Below are 16,317 nucleotides of genomic sequence, written 5' to 3'. Positions count from 1 at the left end.
ACATGAGGCCGAAAACGACTGTTTGAAAGAGGCGGGGATTATTATTGCGCTGAATGTCGGTGTGCAGGCTCGGAAGTCAATGCCGCTGCTGACAATTGTGGACAAACGTTCCCCTTTTGCCGTTTCGTCATGGGGGTGTCGGGGCGCTGACGGTTTGATACGATCTGCTGCGACAACGCGCCCCGCGTGACGCCAAGCCGCTTTGACCGGACCGCATCCGCCGCCTATTCTGCGCCAACAAACAGCAGCCGGAGCCCGCATGGACCCGCTCATCCTGTCGCGAATGCAGTTCGGGGCGAATATCTCGTTCCACATCCTGTTTCCGACCATCACGATTGCGCTTGGCTGGGTGCTGCTGTTCTTCAAGCTCCGCTACAACACCACCAATGATTCCGCCTGGATGCGCGCCTATTTCACCTGGGTGAAAGTGTTCGCACTGTCCTTCGCCATGGGCGTGGTCTCCGGCGTCACCATGAGCTTCCAGTTCGGCACCAACTGGCCGGGCTATATGGAAAAGGTCGGCAACATCGCCGGGCCGCTGCTTGCCTACGAGATCCTCACCGCCTTCTTCCTCGAAGCGGCCTTCCTGGGCATCATGCTGTTCGGGTTCCGCCGCGTCTCCAACCGCGTCCACACGCTGGCGACGGTATTGGTCGCCGGCGGCACCACGCTGTCGGCCTTCTGGATCATTGCGCTCAATTCCTGGATGCAGACGCCGGCCGGCTTCGAGATGATCGACGGCAAGGCGCATCCCGTCGACTGGTGGGCGATCGTCTTCAACCCGTCCATGCCCTACCGTCTGACGCATATGCTGCTTGCCTCCGGCCTGACGGTGTCGTTCCTGATCGCCGGCCTGTCGGCGCTGCGCTATCTCACCGGCGACCGGTCGGAATCGATGTGGAAGGCGCTGCGCACCGGCGTCTTCACCGCCGCCATCCTGATCCCGATCCAGATCTTCGCCGGCGACCAGCACGGGCTGAATACACTGGAGCACCAGCCGCAGAAGATCGCGGCCATGGAGGCGAACTGGAACACCGGCCCCAACGTGCCGCTGGTGCTGTTTGCGCTGCCCGACGAGGCGGCGAAGGAAAACAAATTCGAGATCGCCATTCCCGACGGCGCCAGCCTGGTGCTGCGTCACTCCACCAGCGGCATCGTGCCGGGGCTCAACGACTACCCCGGCCTGCATCCGCCGGTCTTCCCGGTGTTCTGGGGCTTCCGCATCATGGTCGGCACCGGCATTTTGATGCTCATCGTCTCGTGGTCGGCGACCTTCTTCCTCAAGCGCCGCCACAGCCTGCCCAAGCCGCTGGCCATGCTGATGGTGCCGATGGCGCTGTCGGGCTGGCTGGCGACGCTCGCCGGCTGGTACACCACCGAAATCGGCCGCCAGCCCTGGCTGGTCACCGGCGTGCTGAAAACCGCCGACGCTATCGGCCCGGTCGCCGGCAGCCATGTCGCGCTGACGCTCGCCATCTATCTCATCCTCTATGTGCTGCTGTTGATCGCCTATCTCGGCGTGCTGGTGCACCTGGCGCTGAAGGCCGCCACGGACGGCGATACCTCGCCGCTCCCGGGCGTCATGAAGACGGCGATGTCGCAACCGGCCGCGGGAGAGTGAGGAATGGTCCGCGTAGCGGACGAAAAGCCAACGATTTGGCTTTTCGAATGACGAACGCCCGGAGCCATAGCGAAGGGCAGAACCGTTGATGAGAGGGATGACAGACCGATGACCTTCGACTGGCCAACCGCGCTGCCCCTGATCTTCGCCGGCCTGATGGGCCTCGCCATCCTGATCTACGTCATTCTCGACGGTTTCGATCTCGGCATCGGCATCCTGTTCTCGGTCGCCGAAGATGCCGAGCAGGACACCATGATCGCGGCCATCGGCCCGTTCTGGGATGCCAACGAGACCTGGCTGGTGCTGGCCGTCGGCCTGCTCCTGGTCGCCTTCCCGCTGGCGCATGGCGTCATCCTCACCGCGCTCTATATTCCCGTCTTCGTGCTTTTGGTCGGCCTCATCCTGCGCGGCGTCGCCTTCGATTTCCGCGCCAAGGTGCCCGCCGGCAAGAAGCATCGCTGGAACCGCATTTTCTTCCTCGGTTCCGTCATCGCCTCGGTGGCGCAAGGCTATATGCTCGGCGTCTATGTGCTTGGCCTCGATGTCGGTTTTGGCGGCATCGCTTTCGGCGCGCTGGTGGCGCTCTGCCTGTCGGCGGCCTATGCAGCGATGGGCGCGGCCTGGGTCATCTACAAGACCGAGGGCGAATTGCAGAGGAAGGCGGTGGCCTGGCTGCGCACGGCCCTGGTGCTGACCGCGCTCGGCATGGCGGCGGTGTCGCTGGCGACCCCATTCGCCAGTCCGCGCATCTTCGCCAAATGGTTCGTCTGGCCAGAAATGCTCTATCTGTCGCCGCTGCCGATCCTGTCGGCGCTGCTGTTCCTGTGGCTGTGGCGGCAGACCTTCCACCTGCCCAAGCCCGACGACCGCCATGCGCTGCGGCCGTTCCTGACGCTCGCCGCCATCTTCGCGCTCGGCTTTGCCGGGCTTGCCTGGTCGTTCTACCCCTTCGTGGTGCCCGACAGGCTGACCATCTGGCAGGCGGCGTCGGCGACGGAAAGCCTCGCCATCATCCTCGCCGGCACGGTGGTCGTGCTGCCGGTGATCATCTTCTATTCGTTCTATGCGTATCGGGTGTTTGGGGGGAAGGCGACGGATCTGACGTATGATTGAGGGGGAGCTGATCTCCCCCCTTGAGGGGGAGATGGCCGGCAGGCCAGAGGGGGTCGCCGCGCGTGGAGCGCTAACCTTCTTCTGCCGCAGGAGGTCGCGTCCGGTCGGACCGACCCCCTCTGTCGCCTCCGGCGACATCTCCCCCTCGAGGGGGGAGATTAGGTGCTCAGCTCTTCCCCGCCAGCACCAGCACCGGTTTCTCGCTGTACAACCCCGGGAACAGCGACTTCAAATTCGCCACCTTGGGCAGGTCGTTGTAGACGATGTAGGGGTAGGTCGGGTTCAGCGTCAAAAAGTCCTGGTGATATTCCTCGGCCGGATAGAAGGTTTTGCCCGTCTCCAGCGTGGTGACGATGGGCTTGGCAAACACCTTCGCCTGGTCGAGCTGGGCGATGTAGCTCTGGGCGATCTTCTGCTGCGCATCGTTCTCGGCAAAGATGGTCGAGCGGTACTGGGTGCCCGAGTCGGGGCCCTGGAAGTTCAACTGCGTCGGGTTGTGGGCGACCGAGAAATAGACCTGCAGCAGCTGGCCGTAGGTCACCTTGGACGGATCGTAGGTGATCTCGACCGATTCGGCGTGGCCGGTGCGGCCGCTGCCCACCGTTTCGTAGACGGCGTCATCCTTGGCGCCGCCGGTGTAGCCGGAGACGGCCTTGGTCACGCCCTTGACGTGCTGGAACACGCCCTGCACGCCCCAGAAGCAGCCGCCGGCGAAGATAGCCTTCTCGCTGCCGCTGGCGGCCTTCTCGTCCACTGCCGGCGGCGGGATCACCACCGCGTCCTCGGCCGAACGCGCCGGGCTCTGCCAGAAGGCAGCCGCCGCGGCGGCGACGATGAGCGCGGCAAGCGCGCTCTTGAAGATCGGCGTTCTCGTCCTTGCAATGCCGGTCATGTCTGATCTCCTTGATGGTGGCGAAGACTATACGACAGAACGTCCCGCCTGGTTTCTCAAATTGCCGTGCGCCGGCCCGGCCATTGTGCGGCCGGGCCATGGGACCAAGCCTTATTGCGCGGGCGCCATGGCGTCCGCCGGCTTCATCGCATCCGTTGCGGGCTTCATCGCATCAACCGGCTTCATGGCGTCGGTGGCGGGTTTCATTGCATTCGTCGCCATTGGGTCGGCGGGCTTCATGGCACCGGTCGCCGGCGCCATGGCATCGGTCACGGGCTTCATCGCATCGGTGGCCATCGCCGGCTTCATGGCGTTGGTCGCTTCGTCGGCACGGGCGCCGGCGGCGAAGCCGGTCATCGAAAGCGCAAGGGCGAGCGCGGTCAGGGTCTTGGTCATGATGGTATTTCCTCCTTGAAGAGGGCGCGCGGATGCGAGCCCGGTTATGCCGCGCTAGCGGCGTTGCGTAGAAAAAGAATCAGTCGGCGGCTGCAGCCAGGATCGGCCCACCACCCGGCGACTGCACCAGCACCGCGGTGCTCAGCCCGCCGCTTGCCGCCGGCAGCGGCAGTGTGGTGGCGCCGCCGCTCCAGCTGCCGAGTTTCTCCAGCGAGTGCACGACATTGGCATGCGGCAGCGTGCGGCCGGTATTCTCGCCGCGCGCCACCGGCACTTCGATGACGCCCTTGTTGTAGCGGACCAGCCAGACATCGGCGCGGCCGGCCGGCGCGGAACCGGCGCCGATGCTGATCTTGCCGCCGTCGAGCGACAGCATCGGCCCCTTCGTGTGACCGCTCGCGGAAATCAGTTGCTCGATCTCGCCTGATGCCGCGCCCACCGCATCGGCACCGCCATTGACCACGACCTGCGGCGTGAACGGGCCGGAGCGGCCGAGCGACGGCTCATAGCGCACCTGGCGCTGGGTGAATTCCTCGCGGCCGAAAATGTCCTTCCAGCCGAGATAGTCCCAGTAGGTGACGTTGAACGACAGCGCCAGAACACCCGGCTCGTCCTTGACCTTGATCAGATTGGCATTGGCCGGCGGACAGGACGAACAGCCCTGGCTGGTGAACAATTCGACCACGGTGAGCGGCTGGGCGAAGGCGGTGCCGCCAAGCATCATCAACGCCGCGCCTGCGGCGGCCAGCATGCCGGCGCGTTTTGGGTTAAGTCCAGTCATCGGGGGTCTCCGTTGCGGCGGGTTCATCCCACACTTCGTCGCTGCCCGAGGCTTCGTTACATGGTTCACCGCTTCGTGATTGGGGGCGGACGCGTCGTTGCCTTCTCCCCTTGTGGGAGAAGGTGGATCGGCGCGAAGCGCCGAGACGGATGAGGGGTGTTCCAGCGGAGTGAGACGTTGGTTAATCTAACGTCATGCCACATCAGCCCGTCGCTCCTGCCAAACGAAACTTTGCCCGTTCGCTCAGACGTGAAATGACGGAGGCGGAAGACAAACTGTGGCACGAACTACGTGACCGCAGGCTCGATCGGATCAAATTTCGGCGCCAAGTTCCTGTTGGAAAATACGTCGCCGATTTCGCTTGTCTTGAATCACTCCTCATCATCGAGATCGATGGGAGTCAGCATGCGGACTCAGAGTCAGACCAGGCCCGTAGAACGGAACTGGAGGCGAGAGGCTTTCGTGTGTTGCGCTTTTGGAACGACGATGTCCTGAAAGACATGGACAGCGTCTGCACCACGATAATCGCTTATGTAAGGGATGTCAGTTTGCAGCCATGGCGGTGAAAGAACGCCGGCGTCAAGCTGGAACACCCCTCATCCGTCTCGGCGCTGCGCGCCGATCCACCTTCTCCCACAAGGGGAGAAGGCAAGGGCACCGCCACCCCGCTTGCCCCTGCAACCCGCCCCTGCTAAAGCGCGCGCCATGAGCACGCCTCTCGACCACATCCGCAATTTCTCCATCGTCGCCCATATCGACCATGGCAAATCCACGCTTGCCGACCGGCTGATCCAGTCCACCGGCGGGCTGGAGCTGCGCGACATGAAGGAGCAGGTGCTGGACTCGATGGACATCGAGCGCGAGCGCGGCATCACCATCAAGGCGCAGACGGTCCGGCTGAAATACCGCGCCAACAATGGCGAGGACTATATCCTCAACCTCATCGACACGCCCGGCCATGTCGACTTCGCCTATGAAGTGTCGCGTTCGCTCGCCGCCTGCGAAGGCTCGCTGCTGGTCGTCGACGCCTCCCAGGGCGTCGAGGCGCAGACGCTGGCCAATGTCTACCAGGCCATCGACAACAATCACGAGATCGTCGTGGTGCTGAACAAGGTCGACCTGCCGGCCGCCGAGCCCGAGCGCATCCGCGAGCAGGTCGAGGAAGTCATCGGCATCGACGCCTCCAACGCCGTGCTGATCTCGGCCAAGACCGGCCTCGGCATTCCCGATGTGCTGGAGGCAATCGTCCACCAATTGCCGCCGCCGCGCGAAGGCGACGCGTCGGCACCCCTGAAAGCCATGCTGGTGGACAGCTGGTACGACGCCTATCTCGGCGTCATCGTCCTGGTGCGCATCATCGACGGCGTGCTGAAAAAGGGCGCGACCATCCGCATGATGGGCACCGGCGCAAAACACCTGGTCGAGCGCACCGGCGTGTTCACGCCCGCCCGCATCAATGTCGACGAGCTCGGCCCCGGCGAGTTCGGCTTCTTCACCGGCTCGATCAAGGAAGTGGCCGACACCCGCGTCGGCGACACCATCACCGAGGACAAGCGCCAGACCGCGCACGCCCTGCCCGGCTTCAAGCCGGCGCAGCCGGTGGTGTTTTGCGGCCTGTTCCCGGTCGACGCCGCCGATTTCGAGGATCTGCGCGCCGCCGTCGGCAAATTGCGCCTCAACGACGCCAGCTTCTCCTATGAAATGGAGACCAGTGCCGCGCTCGGCTTCGGCTATCGCTGCGGCTTCCTCGGTCTGCTGCACCTGGAAATCATCCAGGAGCGGCTGGAACGCGAGTTCAACCTCGACCTCATTGCCACGGCGCCGAGCGTCGTCTACCGGCTGCTGCTCAATGACGGCTCGGTTAAGGAGTTGCACAACCCCGCCGACATGCCCGACGTGGTGAAAATCTCAGCCATCGAGGAGCCGTGGATCCGCGCCACCATCCTCACCCCCGACGACTATCTCGGCGGTATTCTAAAGCTCTGCCAGGACCGGCGCGGCATCCAGGCCGACCTGTCCTATGTCGGCAAGCGCGCCATGCTGATCTACGACCTGCCGCTCAACGAAGTGGTTTTTGACTTCTATGATCGCCTAAAATCGATCTCCAAGGGCTACGCCTCCTTCGACTATCATCTGACCGACTACAAGGAAGGCGATTTGGTGAAGATGTCGATCCTGGTCAATGAGGAGCCGGTCGATGCGCTGTCCATGCTGGTCCACCGCACGGCGGCGGAAAAGCGCGGCCGCCAGATGTGCGAAAAGCTGAAGGAGCTGATCCCGAACCATCTGTTCAAGATCCCGATCCAGGCCGCCATCGGCGGCAAGGTCATCGCCCGCGAAACCATCTCGGCGCTGCGCAAGGACGTCACCGCGAAGTGCTATGGCGGCGACGTCTCGCGCAAACGCAAGCTGCTGGACAAGCAGAAAGAGGGCAAGAAGCGGATGCGGCAATTCGGCAAGGTGGATATCCCGCAGGAGGCGTTTATCCAGGCGCTGAAGATGGGGGATTGAAAGAAATTGAACGCAATGCTGAGTAAATAATAGTGCTCGACCGTCGACCGGCAATCAAGCTAAATTCGAGTCGCTTGGGGAGGAAGATAGCGTGCATGTTTACCAAGGGTTCTTCTCTTACGCGCACTCGGATGCAGCTGCTGATCCAGATTTGGTAGAGGCATTTACCAGGCAGCTAGAGTTGCGTGTATCGAACAAGTTCACAAATGCAAAATTCGCAATATGGCGTGACACTGAAAACATCCGAATCGGAGAGAGGTGGAATGCGAAGATAGAAAGCGCCATAAATAGCTCAGACATAATGATATTACTACTTTCTCCAAAATGGGTGGAGAGTGATTATTGTCGCAAAGAATATTTGCCGTTCAAGGCTGTAGAATTAAATAAGTCTGTTGGTGAGTATGTCGCGCCACTTCTCGTCCGAGAGATTGCCGGACAGAAGAAGCACTTCACGGAAGAGCAAAACGAGACGGTTCTAGAGATTGAACAACGGCAGTACGTTGAAACGCTGGCTGCTTCCTTTGTCGACCTCACGAAAGATCAACGAACCTCGCTCGTTGAGCAGATTGCGGATGATATCGCCGGTATGGTCGAGCGGATGCGCGACTTGCCGGCGGGGACCCGGAATGATCAGGGTCGGTCTCGTGGCCGTCCGGCGCTGCAAAAGAATTCTCTTTTAAAGCTCGAAATTTTGAAGAGGTCGATTTTATCGACAGACCAGAGATCGAGATACATGAACTAAACAACGGCACACATGCACTATTGGGGCAGCTTGATTTTGTCGACAGGCTTTATATTCAGGGCGAAAAAGCTCGTGTCGAATTTGGAATTCGACGAGCGCATTTAAAGGTATTTGATCGTCGAGGTGGGGAAATTGAGCGATCAGAATATCTGAGAAGTAGGCAGCCGAATATCCGATACGTAACTCTGAGGGAGGATCCCGGCGCTCTTGTCATCTCAATTGATCCGCCCAGCGGTCATCGTGTGCTCGGGGAACTGGCATTGCCGCCAGGCCCCAAGGCAGGCGAGAATAGATTGTCGGAAATCGGGATCGTTTCTCGCGCGGATACTGGAGATCTTATAGCAGAAGTGTCGGTGTCGCTATGTGTGGAGGGGCTGAGCTTTGTCGAATCGCCAATAATACCACGGTCAAACACATTAAAGTCCGCAATTGAGGCGATTGCGGCGATAGCCGCGGCTAAAGATAAAGGCGCTAGTAATGGCCAAATGGTCCGCGAAGTCCGGATTAGGAAGGCGCGCAAATGACTGGCGAAGGGTCAAATATTGCAAAGATTCTCGATCGCCTTGTGGATGCCGCGGGGCGTTCCGAGACTCCAGGCTTTCGTGAACTATCCAGGTTGGCAGAACTAGATCCCTCGCGCGATTTCGTTGGTGCAGATCTCGCAAATCTCGATTTTAGGGATCAAGACTTGCGCGGCTTTAATTTTGCACACGCAGACTTAACCGGCGCCGACTTTCGTCGTGCCAACTTGGCGGGTGTGTCCTTTGTGGGTGCCCTGCTGGAAGGGGCGATTGGCTTGCATCCGTCCGTCGTTGACGAGCCCGATCTCGATGAAGAGTTTAGCATTAGGGCCGCGAAAAATATGGTGCTTAGCGGAAAGGTGCCGCCAGAGGCGTGGATTCCTAGAATACGATCGCTTCGTTTTGGCACAAGCAAACTGACGGACCTGTCACCTCTTCGGTTCCTGACTAGTCTAGAAACACTTTCGCTTATCAATAGGAGACCAAGGAGCCTTGAGCCGCTCAGCGGGCATCCGTCGCTTCAGTTACTTGACATGGACAGCTGCTACGTTGAGGATTTTTCCCCGTTGTCGGGAATGAAAGGGCTTCGATATCTAAGCCTAAGATACACCGGCATCTCTGACATGTCGCCGTTAGCAGAATTGACGAAGCTAAATACATTGTACCTTGATGGCGCGCTCGCTCTCGAGAATGTCGGCCCGTTAAGCCATCTGGTGGGACTTCGAGTGCTGAGCCTAGCAAGAACAGGTGTTTCAAACATAGAGACACTAGGTGGTCTAGGGAGCCTCACCTCGCTGAATCTGACCTGGACTGATGTCAGCAATATAGAGGCCTTGGGTAAGCTATCTAATTTGGAGCAATTGCATATTGATCACACAAGCGTCGGCGATATATCAACTATTTCTAATATGACATCATTAAAGCAGATTAGCGCGGCCGAAACTAAAATCCAATTTATACCTGAGGTGACAAAATTAACAAAACTGCGGTATGTAAATGTCAGCAAAACGGCTCTTGAGAGCTTGCATGGATTGAGGGAAGCAAAGAACTTAGTGTCAATAGTTGCCAATAATACGGGGATTGACGATCTTTCACCTCTAAGCGCATTGATGGATCTTAGATTCGTAGACTTGGAGCGAACAAGGGTGAAGAACTTAGAGCCACTCAGAGAACTGGGCGATCTAGACCATCTAGATCTGGAAGGAACACCAGTAGAAGACATATCGCCTATAGGCGCGCTAAATAAGCTCACCTATCTAAATTTGGCCGAAACGAGTATAGATAGTATTGATGCGTTATCGCAGCTATCTATGCTTGACAATATAAACCTGATGGGCGTGAAAGTATCAAATGTCGAATTGTTGGCAAACCTAAAGAAGTTACAGGTTGTAAACTTAAGAAATTCGAACGTGACGCGAATTTCGTTCATATCAGGATTGCCATCCATAAGACAAATTGATATTAGCTATACCAATATAGAAGATCTCTCGCCGCTGCAAACACTTACGGCGACTACGGTGATTTATGCGCATGGCATAGAGGAAAGGATAAGGCCGTTCGTCACTGAGAAAACACTAATAATCGGTACTCAAGGGAGGGTACTTTGAATATTTCGTAAGCCTGCTTTAGCAGAGTCGCAGCAAAGCAGCTTTCGGCTACCTCTCCACACCTGCCGCCCTTTCCGCTTCACTCCCCGCCATGTTCGCCTCGGCCGAAATCCGCAACAGAACCACCGGAAATCCTTTTCCGGCGATAGGGCGTTTCTGCTCGCCGGGCTGTCCGGTTTCTTCATGCTGAAGGGACTGTCGTCGGCCCGGCCTCTTCAACGCGCGCCGCTTGGAGAACCTCCCATGCTGAACTGTCCTTGAGCCGGCTTGGGGAGGTCTCGATGCGCACCACCCTCGACACCATCGCCGCAACCGGCCTAGCCATCGGCGGCACTTTCGGCCTGGCCGGCACCTTCGTCGCCAGCGCCCCGTTGCGCGAAACGCTCTGGGCAATCGACGGCGCAGCACTCGTGGTGGCCGCAGCACTTCTGACCATGAAATACCAGCGGCTGGGCAATGACTGCGTCGCCGCGGGCTTCCTCACCTTCCTCGCCGGCGAGGCCTTGATCATATCCGGCAATGCGGCGGGGCTGGAGGCCAGCGTGCCCTCCTATGTCGGCGGCATCTCGCTGTGGGCGGCAGCGCTTGTCCTGATCGGCGCGGCGAACACCTTTGCGCTCTGGATGCGGCTCGCCGGCGCGCCATCCTGTTTGTCGTGACGGTGGGCATGGTGGGGCGCGCCCTTGCTGCCCACCTCGGCGCCGCTGCCCGCCGCCGGCTATCCGTTCCTGGTGCTGACGTTTGCCGGCTGGATCTGGACGTTGCTGAAGTCGCCGAGGTGATTGACGCGATCCGGCGGCTGGCTCCGCATGTGAAGGTGGGGCGCTGACTTTTCCTTCCCCCCTTGTGGGGGAAGGTGGATCGGCGCGATAGCGCCGAGCCGGATGAGGGGTGTTCCAGCGGAGTGAGACGCTTGCGTTCCCTGGAACACCCCTCATCCGACCTCGCTTCGCGAGGCCACCTTCTCCCACAGGGGGAGAAGGGAAGATGGCGCTTCTTCCCCGACCATGCGAGCGTGCGTCTCCGATTCGGAAACCCGCCGCCATGCTCCGCCTCACCCTTGCCGTCCTCCTCATCGCCACCCCGGCGCATGCAGCCGATATGGCGTTCTTCGTCAAGAACTTGCGCAGCCAGGCGGTGGCGGTGGAGCTGTTCAGCCGCGATCGCAAGATGTCGTGGCCGGGCGGCGACCAGGTGTTCCTGATTGAGCCCAGCTCGCAGAAATCGGTGCCGATCTCGTGCATGTCAGGCGAGAACATCTGCTATGGCGCCTGGGTGAATGGCAATGATGCGGTCTCCGCCGGCGTCGGGCCGGATAATGACCAGCCTTGCGATACGTGCTGCTTTATCTGCGTGGAGAAGACGACCGAGACGATCGATCTGGTGGAGTGAGGGGCGGGGCGCCGAAGCTGCTGATCTCCCCCCTCGTGGGGGAGATGTCCGGCAGGACAGAGGGGGGCGCGAAGGATCGCCAGCGTATGGATCAGCAAGCCTAAAATTGAAATGGCGCGGCTGCAGGAATGAGCGGTCGGCGGGACAGCGCCCCCCTCTGCCTTGCCAGGCATCTCCCCCACGAGGGGGGAGATCAGCAGTTCCACCAACCTCTCCCAATCCCCCCAAAATCAGTCACGCCCCGCCCTTCAATGTCAGCCGCCATCATGCGATGCTGATTCCCTCGGCCGGGGGGCCGATTTGCCTCGGGGGAAACACCATGTCTTTCACTTGTCTGCGCCGCGTCGTCGTCGCGCTGTCACTTGCCGCGCTGTTTGCGCCGGCCGCGCACGCCGCCGACATCACCTTCGCCGTCAAGAACAGCCATCCCAACGCCATGCGCCTCGAGCTCTACAGCCAGGACCGCGACTATGTCTGGCCGGGCAACGACAAGGATTTTTATCTCGACGATGGCGAGACCAAGCAGATCCCGGTCTCGTGCGACGAAGGCGAGTCCATCTGCTACGGCGCCTGGGTCGACGGCGACGAGGGAACCTATTGGGGCGTCGGCCCCAACAACAAGGAAAGATGCGAGGATTGCTGCTACACCTGCAATGGCGGCGAGACGGAGGAAATTGAACTGACGCCGTAGGAAGTACAGCCAATCTCCCCCCAAGTGGGGGAGATGTCCGGCAGGACAGAGGGGGGCGCCATAGAGCGCAAGCCTCGGCAACCACCCAGCATCGTAATGCCGCACACGCCTCTATCGCCTCGACATCGCGCAAACGCCAGATCGATGCGCAAAGTCCTGACGCCAGCCGAACTCAAGCTCTGGAACGAACTTCGTGCCCACCGGCTGATGGGGCTTGGCTTCCGGCGACAATTTCCGATTGCCGGCTACATCGTCGATTTCGCTTGCCCGGAGAAGAAGCTGGTCATCGAAGTCGATGGCTCCCAGCATACGGACGCCGGCGCGGCTGCCGGGGATGAAACGCGGACATCGCACCTCGGACAAGATGGCTGGACCGTCCTTCGGTTCTGGAATGACGACGTCATCCGCGACGTCGACAATGTCTGCCAGCATATTGTGATTGCGGCTGGGCTTGGAGGCGCATCCTGAACCGTGCCGGTGCTGGGCTTTGGGCAGGGAAAGGTCGGCGGGACAGCGCCCCCCTCTGGTCTGCCGGCCATCTCCCCCACGAGGGGGGAGATCGGGTTTCCCCGCGGCTTTCGCCAATTATCCCAGCAACGCCCTCTGCCGCTTCGGCCCGCCCGCCTTGCGCCAGGAATTGAACCGGTGCGTCGCGGCGGCAAACGAGATCTTCATCTGCTGGGCGACCGAATAGCGCGACTTGCCTTCGTCGAACAGGCGGTAGCAGCATTCGACGCCCTCCTCGGTCAGCTTGCCGTCTGGCGCCTTGTTGTGCGGATTGGCGGGATCGAATTTTTCGACCTGCTGTTCGACCAGGCCTTTCAGCCGTTGCAAATCGGCCTCGATGCTGGCGATCAGATCGAGGACGGGTTTCGGATCGAAGTGGTCGTGCGGCTTTGCCGTCATCTTGCTCATGCCTTTTCGCTTGCGTGTCGCGACAATATAGGTGAACATTTGCCGATAATGAAGGGCGCGTTGCAATCCGGCGCTTCAACATTTCTTGACTGGTGATTGACCGCAGAGACTGCAGCGCCTAGTTTAGAATTGTTCTAAACTGGGGTGAATTTCTCATGCTTTCCCGTGTCTTCGGTTTCGGCCGCCGTCCTTTCGAAACGCTGTCGGAACAGGAGATCCTGGCCCTGGCAATTTCATCCGAAGAGGATGACGGGCGCATCTACCGCGCCTATGCCGACGGGCTGGCGGACAGTTTTCCGCAATCGGCGAAAGTGTTCGAGGCGATGGCGGAGGAGGAGGACGGGCATCGTGATTCCCTGATCGAGCTCTACCGCAAGCGTTTCGGCGAGCGCATTCCGCTGCTGCGCCGCGAGCATGTGAAAGGCTATTACGAGCGCAAGCCCGACTGGCTGGTGCGGCCGCTCGGCATCGAGCATGTGCGGCGCCAAGCCGAAGAGATGGAGCGGCAGGCCTATCGCTTCTATGTCGAGGCGGCCAAGCGCACCGGCGATGCCTCGACGCGGAAACTACTCGGCGACCTGGCCGCGGCCGAGCAAAGCCATGAGAATTCGGCGCATCGGCTGGAACAGAAACTCGTGCCGGGCGAGGTGAAGGACGAGGAAGCCAGCGCCGAGCAGCGCCAGTTCATCCTGACCTATGTGCAGCCGGGACTGGCCGGGCTGATGGACGGCTCGGTGTCGACACTGGCGCCGATCTTTGCCGCCGCGTTTGCCACCCACGACACCTGGCAGACGCTGCTGGTCGGCCTCGCCGCCTCGATCGGCGCCGGCATCTCGATGGGCTTTACCGAAGTCGCTTCGGACGACGGCAAGCTGTCGGGGCGTGGCTCGCCGATCAAGCGCGGACTGACCGTCGGCATCATGACGACGCTGGGTGGGCTGGGCCACGCGCTGCCTTACATCATCCCGCATTTCTGGACGGCGACGGCGGTGGCGGCTGTGGTGGTGTTCTTCGAGCTCTGGGCGATTGCCTTCGTCCAGAACCGCTACATGCAAACCCCGTTCCTGCGCGCGGCGTTTCAGGTGGTGCTGGGCGGGGCGCTGGTGTTTGCGGCCGGGGTGCTGATCGGGAATGCATGAGCGCCAAGCGCCCCCTAACCCAGCCTCCGCTTCGCTCGGCTGACCTCTCCCCGAGGGGAGAGGAGGTTTTCGACGCCTGCGCCAGTCTCTTCTCCCCAGCGGCGAGAAGGTGGCCGCGAAGCGGCCGGATGAGGGGGCCTGGCGCGACGCCGATACCTAGTCACCCATTCACCGCCCGGCTGTCGGCCGGCGCTTCATCCCTCTCCGTCAGCCCATAGTCCCGCAGCACATGCGCAATGCGCAGCCGGTAGCCGGCAAATATTCCGCCGCGGCCCGCATGCTGCGCCTGCCGGTGCTCTTCCGTGTTGCGCCAGGCTTTCACCGCTTCCTCATCGCGCCAGAAGGACAGTGACAGGACCCGGTTGGGATCGCCCAAGCTCTGGAAGCGCTCGATCGAGATGAAACCGTCTATGCCGTCGAGCAGCGGCCTGAGTTCCGCGGCGATGCCGAGGTAGGCATCGCGCTTTCCCTCAGCCGGTTGCACCTCGAAGATGACAGCGATCATATCTCCTCCTTGACCGCGGTCTGGAACAGGTGCCGCGGTCCATGCGGCCCCGACACCAGCTTCAGGAAGATGCGGTCTTCTTTCAAGATGAACTTTTCCCGGCGGGCGAATTCGTAATTGGCCTTGCCCGCGGGATCCGCGGCAAGCCGGGCGCGATAGGCTTCGTAGGCAGCGAGGCTGTCGATGTTGTAGGCGGCGTAGGCGGTGGTGGCCGAGCCCTCGTGCGGGGCGTAGTAGCCGATCAGATCGGCGCCGCAGCGCGGGATCGCCTGGCCCCAGGCCTTGGCATATTGCTCGAAGGCCGGCTTGCCGAACGGGTCGATCTCATAGCGGATGAAGCAGGTGATGGTCATCGTGATCTCCTTGGGTTTCGCGTGGATAGTTCGAGCGGCGTCGAAACGTTATGCCGCAGGGTCTGCTAAGCAAAAGCGCTGGCGGTCAGGCCTGCCAGAAGGATTTTGCGCATTCGCGGCGCACATCCTCACGGGTCAGGCCGAGATCGCGCAGCAGATGGTCGTCGATCTCCGCGAGATCGAGCCGCTGCAGGTGGCGGTCGTACCAGCGGGCGAGCAGCCGCCGTTGCAGCCAGGTGACGAACGGGAACGGCCGGCGGTCGGCGAATGGGGCGGAAGCGGTTGGCATCGGCGTTCTCCTTGATCCCGCCCGACAATAATGCTTATCTGACGAGAATGCTTCGATGGAGACCTAACTATGCGTGAAGGACCCGACATTGCCCGCATTGCCAGCCTGGTCGGCGATCCGGCGCGGGCAAACATGCTGAATGCGCTGATGGGCGGCACGGCTTTGACGGCCAGCGAACTGGCGCTGGAGGCCGGCGTCTCGCTGCCGACGGCGTCCTCGCATCTGTCGAAACTGATGGAGGGTGGGCTGCTGACCTTGGCCAGCCAGGGCCGGCATCGCTATTACGGCCTCGCAGGGCCGCAGGTGGCAGGCATGATCGAGGCGATCACCGGGGTGGCCGAAGCGGTCGGCCCCAAGCGCGTGCGGCCCGGCCCGCGCGACGGCGCCATGCGCGTCGCCCGCGTCTGCTACGACCACCTCGCCGGCGAACATGCGGTGGCGATGCTCGACCGGCTCGTCGCGCGCGGCATCCTGTTGCGCGACGACAAGGAGATCAGGCTCGGGGAGATCAGGCCGGGGCAGATCCGGCCGGGGGAGATCAGGCTCGGGCCGTCGGCGGCGTCATATTTTTCGGCCCTCGGTATCGATGTCGGCGCCAAGCCGCGCCGGCCGGTCTGCCGCGCCTGTCTCGACTGGAGCGTGCGCCGCTCGCACCTCGCGGGAACGCTCGGCGCGGCTATTCTGGACAAGATCCTGTCGGAGAAATGGGCAAGGCGGGAGAAGGACAGCCGCGCGGTGGTGTTTTCACCGCCGGGGAAGCAGGCGTTCGAGCGGGTGTTTTTGGGTTAGTTTGCAGGCACTAATTGGGCGACGCTGGCGGTACAGCACCCCCCTCTGTCCTGCCGGACA

General features: G+C 61.2%; 19 protein-coding genes. 12 read left to right on the top strand and 7 right to left on the bottom strand.

What is annotated here, in order from left to right; genetic code table 11:
* Positions 1–259: 259 nt before the first annotated feature.
* Positions 260–1,621 carry a cytochrome ubiquinol oxidase subunit I gene (locus NKK52_RS25330; RefSeq protein ID WP_023681261.1) on the top strand — a complete coding sequence of 454 codons (1,362 nt, stop codon included), beginning with the start codon at positions 260–262 and terminating at the stop codon, positions 1,619–1,621.
* A 108-nt stretch (positions 1,622–1,729) separates the two neighbouring features.
* Entirely contained in the window at positions 1,730–2,734 is a 1,005-nt protein-coding gene (locus NKK52_RS25325; RefSeq protein WP_023681260.1) for a cytochrome d ubiquinol oxidase subunit II, read from the top strand.
* 166 nt (positions 2,735–2,900) lie between these two features.
* On the opposite strand, the gene msrA is transcribed toward NKK52_RS25325, so the two are convergent.
* The 3 genes from msrA to NKK52_RS25310 all read right to left on the bottom strand — a co-directional run bounded on the left by msrA (position 2,901) and on the right by NKK52_RS25310 (position 4,803).
* Positions 2,901–3,626, bottom strand: a complete 726-nt coding sequence (gene msrA, locus NKK52_RS25320; RefSeq protein ID WP_023681259.1) for a peptide-methionine (S)-S-oxide reductase MsrA — start codon at positions 3,624–3,626, stop codon at positions 2,901–2,903.
* A gap of 111 nt (positions 3,627–3,737) precedes the next feature.
* Positions 3,738–4,022 (bottom strand): hypothetical protein, encoded by a 285-nt coding sequence (locus NKK52_RS25315; protein WP_023681258.1) that lies wholly within the window; start codon positions 4,020–4,022, stop codon positions 3,738–3,740.
* 79 nt (positions 4,023–4,101) lie between these two features.
* Positions 4,102–4,803, bottom strand: a complete 702-nt coding sequence (locus NKK52_RS25310) for a DUF1223 domain-containing protein (RefSeq protein ID WP_023681257.1) — start codon at positions 4,801–4,803, stop codon at positions 4,102–4,104.
* A gap of 194 nt (positions 4,804–4,997) precedes the next feature.
* Between NKK52_RS25310 and NKK52_RS25305 the strand changes: the two genes are divergently transcribed.
* The 8 genes from NKK52_RS25305 (at position 4,998) to NKK52_RS25270 (ending at position 12,735) form a co-directional block, all read left to right on the top strand.
* Positions 4,998–5,369 (top strand): endonuclease domain-containing protein, encoded by a 372-nt coding sequence (locus NKK52_RS25305; RefSeq protein ID WP_023681256.1) that lies wholly within the window; start codon positions 4,998–5,000, stop codon positions 5,367–5,369.
* Positions 5,370–5,508: 139 nt separating this feature from the next.
* A complete protein-coding gene (gene lepA, locus NKK52_RS25300; protein WP_023673259.1) occupies positions 5,509–7,314 on the top strand; it encodes a translation elongation factor 4 in 1,806 nt (601 codons plus the stop codon).
* 91 nt (positions 7,315–7,405) lie between these two features.
* Positions 7,406–8,056, top strand: coding sequence for a toll/interleukin-1 receptor domain-containing protein (locus NKK52_RS25295; protein WP_023681254.1), 651 nt, complete (start codon positions 7,406–7,408; stop codon positions 8,054–8,056).
* A gap of 520 nt (positions 8,057–8,576) precedes the next feature.
* Positions 8,577–10,184, top strand: a complete 1,608-nt coding sequence (locus NKK52_RS25290) for a leucine-rich repeat domain-containing protein (RefSeq protein WP_023681253.1) — start codon at positions 8,577–8,579, stop codon at positions 10,182–10,184.
* A 281-nt stretch (positions 10,185–10,465) separates the two neighbouring features.
* A complete protein-coding gene (locus NKK52_RS25285; RefSeq protein WP_245263034.1) occupies positions 10,466–10,843 on the top strand; it encodes a hypothetical protein in 378 nt (125 codons plus the stop codon).
* Positions 10,844–11,171: 328 nt separating this feature from the next.
* The gene (locus NKK52_RS25280) at positions 11,172–11,576 is read left to right on the top strand and encodes a hypothetical protein (protein ID WP_245263033.1); all 405 of its coding nucleotides are present in this window, start codon (positions 11,172–11,174) and stop codon (positions 11,574–11,576) included.
* A 319-nt stretch (positions 11,577–11,895) separates the two neighbouring features.
* Entirely contained in the window at positions 11,896–12,267 is a 372-nt protein-coding gene (locus tag NKK52_RS25275) for a hypothetical protein (protein ID WP_023681251.1), read from the top strand.
* A gap of 96 nt (positions 12,268–12,363) precedes the next feature.
* Complete coding sequence (locus tag NKK52_RS25270) at positions 12,364–12,735, top strand: endonuclease domain-containing protein (RefSeq protein ID WP_023681250.1); 372 nt, start codon at positions 12,364–12,366, stop codon at positions 12,733–12,735.
* A 117-nt stretch (positions 12,736–12,852) separates the two neighbouring features.
* Here NKK52_RS25270 and NKK52_RS25265 read toward each other — a convergent pair whose 3' ends face one another.
* A complete protein-coding gene (locus tag NKK52_RS25265; protein ID WP_023681249.1) occupies positions 12,853–13,173 on the bottom strand; it encodes a hypothetical protein in 321 nt (106 codons plus the stop codon).
* 164 nt (positions 13,174–13,337) lie between these two features.
* On the opposite strand from NKK52_RS25265, the gene mbfA reads away from it, so the two are divergent.
* Positions 13,338–14,321, top strand: a complete 984-nt coding sequence (mbfA, locus tag NKK52_RS25260; RefSeq protein WP_023681248.1) for an iron exporter MbfA — start codon at positions 13,338–13,340, stop codon at positions 14,319–14,321.
* A gap of 160 nt (positions 14,322–14,481) precedes the next feature.
* Here mbfA and NKK52_RS25255 read toward each other — a convergent pair whose 3' ends face one another.
* The 3 genes from NKK52_RS25255 to NKK52_RS25245 form a co-directional block, all read right to left on the bottom strand.
* Positions 14,482–14,826 (bottom strand): antibiotic biosynthesis monooxygenase family protein, encoded by a 345-nt coding sequence (locus NKK52_RS25255; protein ID WP_023681247.1) that lies wholly within the window; start codon positions 14,824–14,826, stop codon positions 14,482–14,484.
* Positions 14,823–15,179 carry an NIPSNAP family protein gene (locus NKK52_RS25250; protein WP_023681246.1) on the bottom strand — a complete coding sequence of 119 codons (357 nt, stop codon included), beginning with the start codon at positions 15,177–15,179 and terminating at the stop codon, positions 14,823–14,825. Before NKK52_RS25250 ends, NKK52_RS25255 begins: the two co-directional genes overlap by 4 nt.
* Positions 15,180–15,264: 85 nt before the next feature.
* Positions 15,265–15,468, bottom strand: a complete 204-nt coding sequence (locus tag NKK52_RS25245; RefSeq protein ID WP_023681245.1) for a DUF1127 domain-containing protein — start codon at positions 15,466–15,468, stop codon at positions 15,265–15,267.
* 69 nt (positions 15,469–15,537) lie between these two features.
* On the opposite strand from NKK52_RS25245, the gene NKK52_RS25240 reads away from it, so the two are divergent.
* Complete coding sequence (locus tag NKK52_RS25240) at positions 15,538–16,257, top strand: ArsR/SmtB family transcription factor (protein ID WP_352630099.1); 720 nt, start codon at positions 15,538–15,540, stop codon at positions 16,255–16,257.
* Positions 16,258–16,317: the final 60 nt, after the last annotated feature.

Origin of the sequence: Mesorhizobium sp. C277A, assembly GCF_040324395.1 — a bacterium.
Taxonomy (GTDB): Bacteria; Pseudomonadota; Alphaproteobacteria; order Rhizobiales; family Rhizobiaceae; genus Mesorhizobium.
The sequence above is the reverse complement of the archived record's forward strand: the minus strand, read 5'-3'. Positions and strand labels throughout refer to the sequence as shown.